Here is a 13,996-nt window from a genome sequence, read left to right on the forward strand (position 1 = left end):
GCTAGCCCTGGCTCAGGACCACAGCGCGACCGTCCACGCCGGGTCCAGGACCACGGTCACCTCGTCCCCCGGGCGAGCACCGAGGTGCGCGTCGGCGTGCGCGCGGAGCACGACGTCACCCACGGTGACGACGACCTCCTGCCGGTCGCCGAGGTACTCGGTGGTCGTGATGCGCGCCGTGAACCGGTTCGGGCCCGTGGTCTGTGGTGTCCCGGTGGCGACGTGGATGTGCTCGGGCCGGACGCACACGGAAAGCTCCTGGCCGGCGGTGGGCGGTGCGGGCGGGGTGGCGAACCGCTCGCACCGCACGACGCCGATGGCCGTCTTGGCGTCGACCACACGGTCACTGGGGCGCGCCGCCCCCTCGACCAATCCGGGGATGAGGTTGGCGCTGCCGACGAAGTCGGCCACGAACCGTGACGCCGGCGAGTCGTATATCTCGCTGGGCGATCCGATCTGCTCGATCCGGCCACGGTTCATGACCATGATCGTGTCGGACATGGCGAGGGCCTCGCCCTGGTCGTGCGTCACATAGATGGTGGTGACGCCGAACTTCTGCTGGAACGACCGCAGCTCGGCGCGCAGCTGTGAGCGCAGCTTGGCGTCCAGGTTGGACAGTGGCTCGTCCAGCAGCAGGACCTCCGGCTCGCACAGCAGGGCGCGGGCCAGCGCCAGCCGCTGCTGCTGGCCGCCGCTGAGCTGGGTCGACCACCGGTCGGCGTACTCCGACAGGCCCACCTGATCGAGCATCGCCAGGACACGCCGCTTGATCTCGGCCCGGGGATAGGTCGTGCGGCCGTACCGGAGCGGGAACGCGGCGTTTTCGAACACCTTCATATGCGGCCAGATCCCGTAGGACTGCGGCACCATCGCGATCGGCCGGTCCTCGGGAGAGACGTCGCGGCGCGCCGCGGCGGAGAAGACCGACTGGCCGTTCATCGAGATCTCGCCGCGGTCGGCCGTCTCGAGTCCGGCGAGGCAGCGCAGTGTGGTCGTCTTACCGCACCCGCTGGGCCCCAACAGGGTGAAGAAGCTGTTGCGCGGCACGGTGAAGCTGACGTCCGCGACAGCGAGGCTCATCTCGCCGCTCTGCTGGCGGTGGAATCGTTTCTCCAGGCCGGAGATCTCCACGGAGTGGTCGGAAGCAACGAGGTTCTGCACGGTCACGACACCTCACATGTGTTGTTGGAAGCCACGACGGTTGACCCACCAGACGGAGACGGCCGAGAGGGAGAGCAGGAGGACCGCGAGGGCGCTGGCCTCGGGATAATTCGCACTTTCGCCGATCATGTCCCACAGCAGCACCACGACGGTCCGGTTGTCGGAGCTGGACAGCAGCAGCGCGATGGGCAGTTCGCCCAGCGCGTTGGCGAACACCCACAGCCAGGTCCGCGACACCGCGGGCGCGGCGAGGGGGAAGATCACCCGGCGCAGCACGGTGCTGTTCGACGCCCCGGAGACGCGGGCCACCTCCTCCAGTCCGTTGTCGAGCTGCAACAGTGCCGTCTGGATCATGCGCGAGCCGCGCGGGATGTAGCGGGTGGTGAGCGCGATGATGATGATCCAGACCGTCCCGTAGACCGGGATGGGCAGGTACAGGTAGAGGAACAGCACCGCCACCCCCAGCACGATGCTGGGGATGGCGAAGACCAGGAAGGACAGGTCGAACAGGGCCCGGCCGATACGGCCGCCGCGCGTCGAGGCCAGCGCCAGCCAGAGGGCGAAGCCGGCGGTCAGCGTCGCGGTGACGAAGCTGATCACCAGGGTGTTGAAGAGCGCGTGGCTCAGGTTCGGGTCGCTGAAGATCGCGGTGTAGTTGTCGAGGCTGAGCGCGCCCAGGTTGTCGAAGCTGATCGGCTGGAGGTACGGGGTCAGGCTCGTCCAGACCAGGGTCAGGATGGGCACGAGGATCGCGACGAGCACGTAGAGCGTCACGATGGCGACGATCGGGATGCGCCACCGTCCCAGCCGCACCGGCATGGCCCGGTACCCCTTGCCCGCCACCACCCGGAACCGGTGCGACTCGCGCGTCTGGCGCCGGTAGACGGCGATCATCACCAGGGACAGCAGAACCAGGAGAATGCCGTGGGCGCTGGCCTGGCCGTAGTTGGGTATTCCCGACGGCGGCTGGAGCGCGGCCTGGACGTAGCTGCTGAACACGAAGATCTGGTCCGGCATCCCGAGCATGGCCGGGATCGCGAACTCCTCGATGGCGATGACGACCAGCAGCATGCTGGCCGCGGAGATCCCCGGCATCGTGAGGGGCAGTACCACCTTGCGGGTTCGCGTCAGCCACCCGGCGCCCGAGGTGGCCGCGGCCTCCTCGAACTCGAGGTTGAGCCGGGCGAACGTCGGCGCGAGCATGATGTACATGCCCGGTACGCCGAAGATGCCGGCCACCATGATCATGCCCGGCAGCGAGTAGATGTCGATCGAGTACCCGGAGATCCGCTCGACGGCGAGGGCGATCGGGCCGTTGGCGGGGTTGGCCGCCAGCACCCAGGCCACCGCCATGACCGCGGCCGGCACCGCCATGGGGGCCAGCGTGCTCGGCGCGAGGAAACGGCGTCCGGGGATGTCGGTCCGTTCGAACAGGTAAGCCAGACTGACGCTGATGACCAAGGCCACGGCCACGGTGCCGACCACGAAGATCAGCGAATTGAGAGCGACCTCCGCCAAGCGTTCCGAGGAGAAGATCCTGGTGAAGTTGGCGGACGTGAACCCGGGGATCTGGAAGGGCAGTTTGAACTCGCTGTCCTTGAGGCTGCTGTAGACCAGCATTCCCAGGGGAAAGAGCACGAGGTAGGCGAGGACGGCGCCGATGGCGATGTTGACGCCGGTCAGGACGCGGTCCCGGCGGTGAGGACGCCCGCCGGCGGGTAGTTCGGTGCCAGACTGCATCGCTGAAGTCTCCAAGGGTGGGCGGAAGAGCCCACTGCCCGCGGCTGCCGGCCGGAGGCCGCGGGCAGTGGTGCGTCAGTGACGGCCGTCAGTTGACATCGGTGCCCAAGGCGTCTTCGACCTTGGGAAAGAAAGCCGAGAACTGCTCGTACTGCTTGATGTCGGTTTCGCTGAACCACTCGACACCGGCGTCACACAGGGCGTCGATGACACGGTTCTTGGCGGCGTCCGTGCAGTCCGTGTTGGTGGGGATGATCGAGTTGTAGGTGTCGACCAGGGCGGATTGGCCTTCCTTGGAGGCGAGGAAGGCGGTGAGCAGGCGGCCCGCCGCCGGATGCGGGGCGCCGTCGGCCACGAAGAGATAGGACTTGTTGGCGTTCGTGGGGCCTACCGGTGCGACGGCGATCGGCGCGCCCTTGGCCTTGTCCTCCAGCACGAGGTTGATCAGGTCGGTGCCGACCGGTGTCTGGCCGGAGACGATGTTCGTGTGGGCCTGCGTGGTGTTCTCGGTGTAGTGGGGCCGCAGCCGGGCCAGCCGGGAGGCGTACGTGAGACCGGCGTCGGTGCCGAGCGAAGCGTCCCGGGCCCATACGGTCATGAAGGAACCGCGCGACTCGACGGTGAGCTTGCCCCCTTTCCACCGCGGAGCGAGCAGGTCGTCCCAGCTCGCGGGCGCGTCGCCGGCGGCGACGGCGTCGGTGTTGTACGCCCAGACCTTCGGTACGGCCCAGACGTAGACGAAGTTGTCGGCGAAGATCTGCCCGGCGGGCACCTCGTAGTCGGCCCAGTTCACCTTCGCCGCCATGTCCTGCGACGGCAGCACCGTGAGCCCGCCGGCGTTGGACACGTCGAAGCTCACGCGGTCCGCGGCCTGCTCCACATTGAGCTGTGTGACGAGGTCCGGAGCCTTCTTGTTCGTGTACTTGACCTTGATCCCGGGGTACTTCTTCTCGAAGGCGTCGATGGCCGGCCGCATCTGCGCCTCCGGTTTCGGCGCGAACCACACGACCTCCCCCTCGGCCTTGGCCTCCTGGTACAGCGCGTCCAGGTCCTTGGCCTTCGGAGCGGGCGGAGGACCGCCCCCGCACGCGGCCGTGACGAGGGCGAGCACCGTGCCCAAGGCGGCCGCGACGGCGGCGCGGCTCCGGCGACCGGCCCGTTGCCGCACTCCGTTCATGGCACTCACCGATCCTCGGCGCCAGGACCCGCACCGCGGCCGAGCCCGTACAGCCGGCCGGCGGTGCCGCCCGCGATCAGTTCCAGGTCGGTGGCGTCGAGCGTCGGCAGCTGCGCCCTGATGAGGTCGGCCAGCTCGGCCAACGACCCGGCCGAGGCGGGAAAGTTCGAACCCCACATCACGTGCGCCGCGCCGAACTCCTCGATCAGCGCGCGGACCACCGGCGCCGCGGATCCGGCCTCGCGTTGCGCGCGCAGCACGGCCGGCGGCGTGAGCTTGATGAAGACCCGGCCCGTCTCGCTGAGCCGGGGTACCCCGGCGGCACTCGGGTACAGCACCGTGTCGTCGCCCACCCGCGGCCGCCCCGCGTGGTCGAGGATCACGGTGAGGCCCGGGTACTGCTGGAGGAGCCCCGCGAGGATGGGGGCGTGCTGGGCGTGCATCTGGATGCAGACCGGCACCCGGCGGTCGGACAGGAACTGCCAGACCGGGGCCATGCGCTCGTCGTCGAGGCCGCGGCCGGGCGTCGGGACGGCCGTCGTCCCGTCGGCGGCGCGGATGCGGACTCCCGAGAAGCCCCGCTCGTCGATCCAGTGCTGGAGGTCGTCGACCGCCTTCGGAGAGAGGAAGTCCACCGAGCAGACCCCGCTGATGCGGTCGGCGTGCCGGGCGAGCTGATCGGCCACGTAACTGTTGTCGAACCCGTAGACCGTGGAGGCCTGGACGACGACGAGGTGGTCGACGCCGGCGGCGTCGGCCTGACGCAGGAGGCCGTCGATGTCGGTGGGCCGTTCCTGGGACCAGGTGGAGCGGTGGCCGCCGAGCGGAGCCGCGGGGTAGGAACCGGTGTCGGGCGAGATGATGTGGGTGTGCGTGTCGACGTTGAACATGTGCACCTCAGAACTGGTGGATGGCGCGGCGAGCGGGTGTGATCAGGCAGGCTCACCGAGGTGCCGGGTGAAGTCGTCGAGGAGCTCGGCCGCGGTGACCGGCGTACGGATGACGTTCTGCTGGAGGGCGTAGTCGATCGCGACCTGGAGGCCGGCGACGAGTTCCTCGGTCACCCCGAACCGCAGGGCGCGCACGCGGGGACCGGGCGCGGCCTCGGCCGCCTTACGGGCCTCGATCTGGGCGCCGAAAGCCTGGTAGAGCGCCGAAACCGTCCGGGGCTCGGCCTCCAGGAAATCCCGCCGGACGGTGAGCATGTGGTTGATCGGCACCGTCCCGTGCCGGGCGCCCCAGGCCTCCTCGGCCTCACGCCAGTTCGGGATGATCGGCACCAGCGGTCCCTGCGCCCCGTCCAGCGCCGGCGGGCCCAGCACAGCGGCCACGGCGTCACCGCGCTCCAGCACGTCGAGCACCCTGCCCGTCGTCCGTTCGACGTTCGGCGGCTCGACGTAGCTCGCGACGTGCGGCTCCTCGGTGGTGACCCAGGTGACGTCCTTGGCGTCGACGCCGAACTCCTCGTGCAGGATGCCGCGGACCCACAGGCCGGTCGTCTGGCTGTAGGCCCGGACACCGACCCGCTTGCCGGCCAGGTCCGACGGGCTGATCTCGGCCGAACCGGGCCAACGGGTGAGGGAGTGGTGGTGGAAGTCGCCGCTCAGTACCACCGGCAGCAGTGCGATCGGGGCACCGGCCTCGTGGGCCTGAAGGAAGGTCGCGATCGCGAGTTCGCTGACGTCGTAGCGGAGCTCACGCACCATCGGAGCGAACGCCTTGTAGATCGGATCAGCCGCCGCGAGCTCGATGCCGTACCCCCCGACGCTGAAGCCGGGATCGCCGAGGAACGCCGTGTGCGGGTAGGACTTCGCCGCGATGGACAGGGTTTTGGCCATGAAGCAACTCCTGCGTTACAGACGAATACAGAGAGTGCACTGGTGCCGTCACTCCACCGACGGTGAACACCAGTCCGTTGAACAGTCTTGGCGCACCGTACGCACGATTCACGCCTGGATCAACCCTCTGAGCGCCAGATCGTTTAACAATGCCACCCACGGATGGTCTGACGGACCACGACGGCACCCTGCCCGAACCGGCGAAGCCACCCAGACCGGCCGAGCGCGTCCGCGTTTTCTCGAAGCGACCACAGGGTGGCCACACCTCATGGATTGTTATACAAAGAAAGCTGTACCAAGCAGCGAACCGAGCACGGTCACATGGGCACGCGGTCGCCGGATCATGGACCGCTTCGCGCCTCCGCGCGCCCACGCCTGCCTCGACCCGGTCCGCGTGGTCCCCGTCGCCGCCCCGCCCCTCGCGTCGGGAAGCGACCCCCGCCTAACCCGGGTAGACCGGAGCCGTACCGTCCTGGTCCACGGTCTTCCAGTCGGTGTTCGGCAGCAGCCGCACGATGCCGTTCTCCCTGGTCTCGGCGATCAGCGGCCGGGTCTGGTCCTCCGAGGCGCCGATCGACTGCACACCGTTCGGCCCCGGCACCTCCGGGACGTTCGCCGGGGAACCGTCCGTCTCCACGTACTGGAGCTGCTGCACCCCGTCCGACTCCCGGCCCGCGACCACCAGCCTGCTGTCACCCGCCCAGGAGAAGGTGTCGACGTCCTCCAGCTTCGGCGCGATCGCCTGCAACGCCCGCACCGACAGCTTCGGGTCGGCCGCCGTGCCCCGCCGCTCGATCCGGCCGAGCCGCAGCGTGCTGTGGCCGGACCGCTCGACCAGCATCGCGATCCTGGAACCGTCCGCGGACACCCGCAACGCCGTGATCCGGCCACCGCCGAGCTTCGGCAGCTCCACCTCGTCCACCGGCCCGGTACCGTCCCGCAGCCGCAGCAGCCGCGGCCGCTGCGGATCCCGGTCGGCCACCCACAACCCGCCCAGACCGTCCCAGCTCGGCGCCGTCAGGCCGTGCGCCACGCTGCCGCCCTGGCTGCGCAGCCGCACCTTGCCGCGCTCGGCGTCGGACGCCAGCTCGGTGACGTACAGCGACTGGCCGTCGGCCGTGACCCCGGCCGCGTGCCGCTCGTCACGGGAGACCGCCACCAGGCCCAGACCCGCGTCATCGGCGCCGAACGGCCCCGGAACGGGCTGTGGCCGGTCCTCGTCGTCGGTCAGCCGGACCATCCGGTGCTGGGAGTCGACGAAATACTGGTGCAGCGGATGGCCCTCGACCCCCTCCGGGGCATACGCACGCGCCGCGTCCCTGGAGAGGGCACACAGCTCCGAGCCGTTCTGCCGCTCCAGACGCACCCCGCTGACCTGGGACGATCCCTCACCCAGATCCTGGACCGTGAACAGCGTCTGCGCCGCCATCCGGGCACAGCGCGCCCCGCTGACGCCGGCCGCCCGGTCGCTCAGCCGGACCTTCAGCGCCTTCGAGTCGTCCAGCGACAGCCGCTCGCCCCGGCTGCCGAGCGCCGTACCGCTCGGGAAGGAGCTGCTGACCACCGGCTCCAGCCACCCCGTCGGACCGTCCAGCAGCGCCTTGACGGTCGCGGTGACCGGGTCGATCCGGCGCCGCACATAGACCGGATCGGCCACCAGAACGTGGTTCGCGACCTTCGACTCCTCGGCATCCGGGCCCGGATCGGCGAAGTAGTACTTGTTGACCGAGCGATAGATGCGCTGGAAGTCGGACTCGCCGAGGATCAGCCCCCGCGGCGGCCCGTCGATCCGCCACTCCGAACCGCTCAGAGTGAGGTGGATGCGCTCCTCGTACGGCTGCTCATCGGGCTTGTAGGCGTGCGTGTCGTCCACGACCGCGATCCGCTTGCCCGACAGCACGACCGTCTTACCGTTGCCGTCCCGGTCGCCCGGGTCCGTCTCGACCCGGACGTCCGGCGCCTGCTCCAGCACGGTGGTGGCCGCGAACGGCTGCCACCGCTTGGCCGCGCTCTTGGTCAGGTACTCCTTCGCCGTGCCGAAGTTCTCCTCGTCGCTCGTGGTGGCCTCCAGGAAGCCGGAAACCAGCTCAGCGGGCTGCTCGCCCTTACCCGGACTCACCCCGTACACCCGGACCTGCGCATCGGCGTCGGAGCGCGGTGAGGAGTCCACCCGCCGCACATCGCCGCTGCCGGGCATCGAGGCGCAGCCCGACAGCAGCAGGGCGCCACAGGCCAGCAGCGTGGGCGTGCTCAGGGCCCGGCGGCCCGGCCGGCGCACCCGGCGGCGGAAACGGTGACGGTCGCCACGATCAGTGCCCACGAGGTCGGCCCTCCCCTTCGGTCGGTGTCGTCTGCCGGGCGGACGGCGCCCGGCCGCCCGACGGCCCGTCGGACGGCGTCTCCGGGGCGCCGCGCACCACCCGCGACCCATTGCCCGGCAGCGCCGTCGGACCGGCCGACGACGGCGACGGCGCCGCGGCGTCGGCGGACGGCAGCGCGGACCGCGGCTGCGCGGGAACCGCTGCCGCCGACCGCTCCGCCAGGGGCCGCGGGGCCTCGACGTCAGCCGGCCGGCGGTTGCGCCGGGAGTCCTCGGGCTCCAGCGGGATCGGCGAACCACGCAGCACATCGCCCGCCGTACGCGGCAGCGTCAGGCGGAACTGCGAACCGCCACCGGGCTCGCCCCACGCCTGTAGCCAGCCGCCGTGCAGCCGCGCGTCCTCCACCGCGATCGACAGCCCCAGACCGGTGCCGCCAGTGGTGCGCGCACGAGCCGGATCGGCCCGCCAGAAGCGGTTGAACACCCGGGTCGCCTCACCGGGCTTGAGCCCCACGCCGTAGTCCCGCACCGCGACGGCCACCGCACCGCCCGCCGCCGCGAGCCGCACGACCACATCGCGGCCCTCACCGTGCTCCACGGCGTTGACCACCAGATTGCGCAGCACCCGCTCGACGCGACGGGGGTCCGCCTCCGCGACCACAGGCGCCTCGGCGCCCCGCACCAGAATCCGGGTGCCCTTGGCTTCGGCGAGCGGCTCGGCACCGTCCACCACCCGGTGCACCACATCCCGCAGATCGATCGGCTCGGCCTCCAGCGCGGCCGCGCCCGCGTCGAACCGGCTGATCTCCAGCAGATCGCTGAGCAGCGACTCGAAGCGGTCGACCTGGCCCCACAGCAGCTCGGCGGAGCGCGCGGTGATCGGATCGAAGTCCTCACGCGCCTCATGGATGACGTCCGCCGCCATCCTTACGGTCGTCAGCGGGGTGCGCAGCTCATGGGAGACATCGGAGACGAAGCGGCGCTGCATCCGGGAGAGCTCCTCCAGCTGCTGGATCTTGAGCTGGAGGTTCTGCGCCATCTTGTTGAACGACTCGCCGAGACGGGCGATGTCGTCCTCCCCAGTGACCTTCATCCGCTCCTGGAGCAGACCGGCCGCCAGCCGCTCCGAGATCCCCGCCGCCATCCTTACGGGCGTCACGACCTGCCGGACCACCACCCAGGCGATGGCGCCGAGCAGCACCACCACGAACACCCCGGCCGTGGCCAAAGTGCCCTTCACCAGGCTCAGCGACTTCTCCTCCTGGGTGAAAGGGAAGAGGTAGTAGAGCTGGTAGGCGTCGCCGTTGTTGTCGTCCAGACGCTTGCCGATGATCAACGCGGACTCGGAATCGCCGGAGCCCGCGTGCACGATCCGCCCGTACCGCTCGTACGGCGCGGTCCGCCCCTCGTCCACCCGTCGGCGCAGATCCGCGGGCACACTGTCCGGCTGCACATCGCCGGAGGCCCGCGGCCCCCGGCTGGCCACATACGGCGTCTCACCCGAGTCGGAGCTGAGCGCCACCACCGAGTACGCGCCCTTACCGCCGCTGGCGAGCTGCTCCACCAGCGCGTTCAGCCAGGAACCGGAATCCTGGGCGCCGGCCCCCGCACCGTCCTGGCCACCGGCATCGCTCTTGCGGTCGGCCATCTGCTCGGCCACCTCGAACCCACCGACGGCCTGCCCCTGCGCCGCATGGCGCTTGGCGTCCAGCAGACCGTTGCGCACCTGCCCGATGACCACCAGACCCAGCAGCAGCACCACGCCGAGCGACATCAGCAGCGTGGTGGCGACCACCCGCAGCTGGATGTTCCGCCGCCACAGCCGGGCAGCGGGCACCAGCGGACGGCGCACCCACCGGCCGAACAACCGGACCAACGGATGGGCCGGCCCTACGGACGCCCCGTCGGGCAGCAGATGCCCACCGCTCCACAACCTGCGCAGCAGCGGTATCTCACCCGCCGGGTCGGGCCGCCCCATCCGGGCACCCTCCGGAGCCCCGCCTCCCGGCCCACCGGGCTGCGGCGCCGTACCGCCACCCGTCATCTCAGCTGGGCCCGGCCTTGTAGCCGACACCGCGCACGGTCACCACGATCTCCGGCCGCTCCGGGTCCTTCTCGACCTTCGACCGCAGTCGCTGCACATGCACATTCACCAGCCGGGTGTCGGCAGCGTGCCGATAGCCCCACACCTGCTCCAGCAGCACCTCCCGGGTGAACACCTGCCACGGCTTACGGGCCAGCGCCACCAGAAGGTCGAACTCCAGCGGCGTCAGCGCTATCGACTGCCCGTCCCGCTTCACCGAGTGCCCCGCCACGTCGATCACCAGATCGCCGATCGCGAGCTGCTCCGGCGCCGGCTCCTCGGAACGCCTCAGCCGCGCCCTGATCCGGGCCACCAGCTCCTTGGGCTTGAACGGCTTGACGATGTAGTCATCCGCCCCGGACTCGAGCCCGACCACCACGTCGACCGTGTCACTCTTGGCCGTGAGCATGACGATGGGCACCCCTGACTCGGCCCGGATCAGCCGGCAGACCTCGATGCCGTCCCGTCCGGGCAGCATCAAATCGAGCAGCACCAGATCGGGCTTGGTCTCGCGGAAGGCGGCAAGAGCCTTGTCGCCGTCCGACACGAACGACGGTTCAAAGCCTTCGCCGCGCAGCACAATGCCGAGCATCTCTGCCAGTGCGGTGTCGTCGTCGACGACAAGGACGCGTCCCTTCATGTCGACATCATCCCATTACCCGATCGTGACCTGGAGCACAGCTCGGCGATACCGTCCGCGGTGACCGGAGAGACCGCCCCGTGCTCGGTGACGATCGCCGTCACCAACTCCGGTGGTGTGACGTCGAAAGCCGGATTGTGGGCCTGTGTCCCCAGGGGAGCCACCGGCACTCCGGTGCCCGCCACATGTCCGACGGCGGGGACATATGGAATTGTGATGTCTGTCACCTCATGTCCGGGGCGCTGTTCGACCTCGATCGCGGCTCCATGGGGAGTGGCCGGGTCCACCGTGGTGGTCGGGGCGACCACCACGAACGGCACATGGTGATAGCGAGCCAGCACCGCGAGCGGATAGCTGCCCACCTTGTTGGCCACCGAGCCGTCCGCGGCGATCCGGTCCGCCCCGATCAGCACCGCGTCCACCTCGCCCGCCGCGAACAGGGAGCCCGCCGCGTTGTCGGTGAGCAGGGTGTACGCCATCCCGGCGCGCGCCGCCTCATACGCGGTCAACCGCGCCCCCTGGAGCAGGGGTCGGGTCTCGTCCACCCAGAGCCGTCGCAGCTGTCCCGCCCGGTGCACCGCCTTGACCACGGCGAGGGCGGTGCCCTCACCCCCGGAGACCAGGGCGCCGGTGTTGCAGTGGGTGAGGATCCGATGGCCGCCGGCCGGCAGCAACTCATCGAGGAGCGCCTGACCGTGGGCCGCCATGCGGTCACTGGCCTCGGCATCCTCCCGGTGCAGCGCGCGGGCCTCGGCGAGGGCGACCGCGGCGGCCTGCGCATCGTCCGCGCCCTCCCGGATCGCGGCCTGGTACGCGGCGGCGGCCCGGCGAACGCCATAGGCGAGGTTGACGGCCGTGGGACGGGCGTGGGCGAGCGCGTCGGCGGCCTCGTCCACATCGAAACCCCGGGCCGCGGCGAGCGCGACACCGTATGCCCCGGCGATGCCGAGCAGCGGGGCGCCGCGCACGGCGAGGGAGCGGATCGCCTCCACCAGCGCCGGCACATCGGTGCACACCAGGTCGACCTCTTCGGCGGGCAGCCGGGTCTGGTCGAGGAGTACCAATACGGGCCCCTCCGGGGGTTCCTCCCAGCGCAGCGCCAAAACAGCGGGAGGTATGGGGCCTTCCGGGGACAGCGGATGCTGATCAGCCATCCGCCCAGTCTGCCCTGTACGCCACCGACTATTGAAGTGCCGGACCGTCCCCAGTGGCCGGTACGGGGGAGAACGCACCGTGGCACGATGGCTGCCATCCGTCCGCCGCGGACGCCGCGGCCGGCCAACGAACGACCTACGGAGCGACGATGAATGACTCTCCGGGCTGGGCCCCGCCCGGATCGTCCCCTTCCGACGAACCGGACCGCGGCGCTCAGCAGCAGGGCGAGCCCGCCGACCAGCCCGCACCGGAGCAACCCGCCCGGGGCGCCACCTGGGCCCGCCGCCAGCCGCCGCCCGGTCACTGGACCGTATCGGGCAGAGGCCCCACGCCACCGCCGCCGGTCCGGCCCGCCGCGGCGCCCACCGGCGGATGGGGCACCGGCCGGCGTCAGCCGCCCGCTCCCCGACCCGGTGTCATCCCCCTGCGCCCGCTGGCCGTCAGCGAGATCCTGGACGGCGCGGTGGGCATCATGCGCGCCCACTGGCTCACGGTCCTCGGCATCTCGCTCGTCGTCTCGATCGTCATCCAGGGTCTGATCACGGCCGCCACGGGACTCTGGTTCAACAAGGCTCACGGGAACGAGACCCATGTCCTCGACGAACGGGACGTCACCGTCAGCGAGGCGATGCGCGCCGTCGGCAACGCCTTCGGAGACAGCGGAGTCGCCCTGCTGATGGGCGTCCTCGGAACGATCGTCACCACGGCCCTGATGACCGTGGTCGCCGCACGGGCGGTGCTGGGCCGATCCGTGACCATCCGGGAGGCCTGGGCCGGCGCCCGGCCGTACCTGCTTCAGCTGTGCGGGCTCCTGCTTCTGGTCCCCGCCATCGCCATGGCCGTCATCGCCGCCGGTATGACGCCGGGTCTGCTGCTGGCCGCGGCGGGCGTGCCCAGCGAAGGCGCCGCACTCGCCTCTCTGGGCGGACTCGCCGGAGCAGGTGTCGCCGCCTGGCTCTGGATCCGCTTCAGCCTCGCACCGGCCGCGCTGATGCTGGAGAAGCAGGGGATCATCCCATCCCTGCGACGCTCCTCCAAACTGGTGCGCGGTGCGTGGGGGCGCGTCTTCGGCGTTCAACTGCTGGCCGTCGTCCTGGTCTTCATCGTCGGCGCCATCGTGGAGATTCCCACCAGTCTGGTCGCCATGCTGATCGGCGGGGACAACGCCATGGACTGGCTGTCCGGTGAATCCGTCTCCGTCAGCTGGACCTTCCTGGCCGTGGTCGGTGTCGGCGGGGCGATCAGCTCGACCATCACCTTCCCGATCAGCGCGGGTGTGACGGCCCTTCTCTACATGGACCAGCGCATCCGGCGTGAGGCGCTCGACCTCGAGCTCGCCCGCGCCGCGGGGATGCGGGGAGACCATCCGGAAGGCCACGGCACGGACCAGCCGACCGTCGGCTCCACGTCCGGCAACTGATGGCACCACACACGGAGACGAACGGGGTGTCACCCTACGGGCCCTCACCACACGAGTCGTCACCATCACGGGCCATCACCTCCCCCATCGCCCGTTCGGCACAGCCCAGGGCCTGTTGACCAGACGTCAACGGGCCCACCGGACCGCCTCACTGACAACTCTGCGCGCCCTCCCCCTCGCCACGCCAGGGGCACTGATGCCTTTTCACTCGATCCGGTGGAACATCCGATCGAATGGGAACGCAAAAATGCCTCGGTCCCGAGCACAATATACTCGGGACCGAGGCTAAAAATTTGTTCGGCGGCGTCCTACTCTCCCACAGGGTCCCCCCTGCAGTACCATCGGCGCTGAAAGGCTTAGCTTCCGGGTTCGGAATGTAACCGGGCGTTTCCCTAACGCTATGACCACCGAAACACTATGAAGATAACAACCGGAAACAACACGGTTCATTACTTCAGAACC

General features: G+C 70.1%; 10 protein-coding genes and 1 rRNA gene. 1 reads left to right on the top strand and 10 read right to left on the bottom strand.

What is annotated here, in order from left to right:
* Positions 1-12: 12 nt before the first annotated feature.
* The 9 genes from PS467_RS17285 to mtnA all read right to left on the bottom strand — a co-directional run bounded on the left by PS467_RS17285 (position 13) and on the right by mtnA (position 12,113).
* Positions 13-1,167, bottom strand: a complete 1,155-nt coding sequence (locus PS467_RS17285; protein ID WP_311036049.1) for an ABC transporter ATP-binding protein — start codon at positions 1,165-1,167, stop codon at positions 13-15.
* Between the two features lie 6 nt (positions 1,168-1,173).
* A complete protein-coding gene (locus PS467_RS17290; protein WP_311036050.1) occupies positions 1,174-2,901 on the bottom strand; it encodes an ABC transporter permease in 1,728 nt (575 codons plus the stop codon).
* Positions 2,902-2,989: 88 nt separating this feature from the next.
* Positions 2,990-4,078, bottom strand: coding sequence for an ABC transporter substrate-binding protein (locus tag PS467_RS17295; protein ID WP_311036051.1), 1,089 nt, complete (start codon positions 4,076-4,078; stop codon positions 2,990-2,992).
* Positions 4,079-4,083: 5 nt separating this feature from the next.
* On the bottom strand, positions 4,084-4,968 hold the full coding sequence (locus PS467_RS17300; protein ID WP_311036052.1) for an amidohydrolase family protein: 885 nt from the start codon (positions 4,966-4,968) through the stop codon (positions 4,084-4,086).
* 42 nt (positions 4,969-5,010) lie between these two features.
* The gene (locus tag PS467_RS17305; protein WP_311036053.1) at positions 5,011-5,916 is read right to left on the bottom strand and encodes a substrate-binding domain-containing protein; all 906 of its coding nucleotides are present in this window, start codon (positions 5,914-5,916) and stop codon (positions 5,011-5,013) included.
* Between the two features lie 442 nt (positions 5,917-6,358).
* Positions 6,359-8,236, bottom strand: a complete 1,878-nt coding sequence (locus tag PS467_RS17310; RefSeq protein WP_311036054.1) for an LpqB family beta-propeller domain-containing protein — start codon at positions 8,234-8,236, stop codon at positions 6,359-6,361.
* On the bottom strand, positions 8,226-10,280 hold the full coding sequence (mtrB, locus tag PS467_RS17315) for an MtrAB system histidine kinase MtrB (protein ID WP_432280595.1): 2,055 nt from the start codon (positions 10,278-10,280) through the stop codon (positions 8,226-8,228). Before mtrB ends, PS467_RS17310 begins: the two co-directional genes overlap by 11 nt.
* 1 nt (position 10,281) lies before the next feature.
* Positions 10,282-10,959: a two-component system response regulator MtrA gene (gene mtrA, locus PS467_RS17320; protein WP_014061181.1), complete on the bottom strand. Its 678-nt coding sequence runs from the start codon at positions 10,957-10,959 to the stop codon at positions 10,282-10,284.
* Positions 10,956-12,113, bottom strand: coding sequence for an S-methyl-5-thioribose-1-phosphate isomerase (gene mtnA / locus PS467_RS17325; protein ID WP_311036056.1), 1,158 nt, complete (start codon positions 12,111-12,113; stop codon positions 10,956-10,958). Before mtnA ends, mtrA begins: the two co-directional genes overlap by 4 nt.
* Positions 12,114-12,262: 149 nt before the next feature.
* Between mtnA and PS467_RS17330 the strand changes: the two genes are divergently transcribed.
* Positions 12,263-13,534, top strand: coding sequence for a hypothetical protein (locus PS467_RS17330; RefSeq protein ID WP_311036057.1), 1,272 nt, complete (start codon positions 12,263-12,265; stop codon positions 13,532-13,534).
* A 295-nt stretch (positions 13,535-13,829) separates the two neighbouring features.
* On the opposite strand, the gene rrf is transcribed toward PS467_RS17330, so the two are convergent.
* Positions 13,830-13,946: ribosomal RNA gene (gene rrf, locus PS467_RS17335) — 5S ribosomal RNA — on the bottom strand.
* Positions 13,947-13,996 lie beyond the last annotated feature (50 nt).

Origin of the sequence: Streptomyces luomodiensis, from assembly GCF_031679605.1 — a bacterium.
GTDB lineage: Bacteria > Actinomycetota > Actinomycetes > Streptomycetales > Streptomycetaceae > Streptomyces > Streptomyces luomodiensis.

Excerpts from the sequence above, each read along its gene's own strand:
- PS467_RS17290 (WP_311036050.1), bottom strand. The coding sequence starts at position 2,901 with ATGCAGTCTGGCACCGAACTACCCGCCGGCGGGCGTCCTCACCGCCGG.
- PS467_RS17295 (WP_311036051.1), bottom strand. The coding sequence starts at position 4,078 with ATGAACGGAGTGCGGCAACGGGCCGGTCGCCGGAGCCGCGCCGCCGTC.
- PS467_RS17300 (WP_311036052.1), bottom strand. The coding sequence starts at position 4,968 with ATGTTCAACGTCGACACGCACACCCACATCATCTCGCCCGACACCGGT.
- PS467_RS17305 (WP_311036053.1), bottom strand. The coding sequence starts at position 5,916 with ATGGCCAAAACCCTGTCCATCGCGGCGAAGTCCTACCCGCACACGGCG.
- mtrB (WP_432280595.1), bottom strand. The coding sequence starts at position 10,280 with ATGACGGGTGGCGGTACGGCGCCGCAGCCCGGTGGGCCGGGAGGCGGG.
- mtrA (WP_014061181.1), bottom strand. The coding sequence starts at position 10,959 with ATGAAGGGACGCGTCCTTGTCGTCGACGACGACACCGCACTGGCAGAG.
- mtnA (WP_311036056.1), bottom strand. The coding sequence starts at position 12,113 with ATGGCTGATCAGCATCCGCTGTCCCCGGAAGGCCCCATACCTCCCGCT.
- PS467_RS17330 (WP_311036057.1), top strand. The coding sequence starts at position 12,263 with ATGAATGACTCTCCGGGCTGGGCCCCGCCCGGATCGTCCCCTTCCGAC.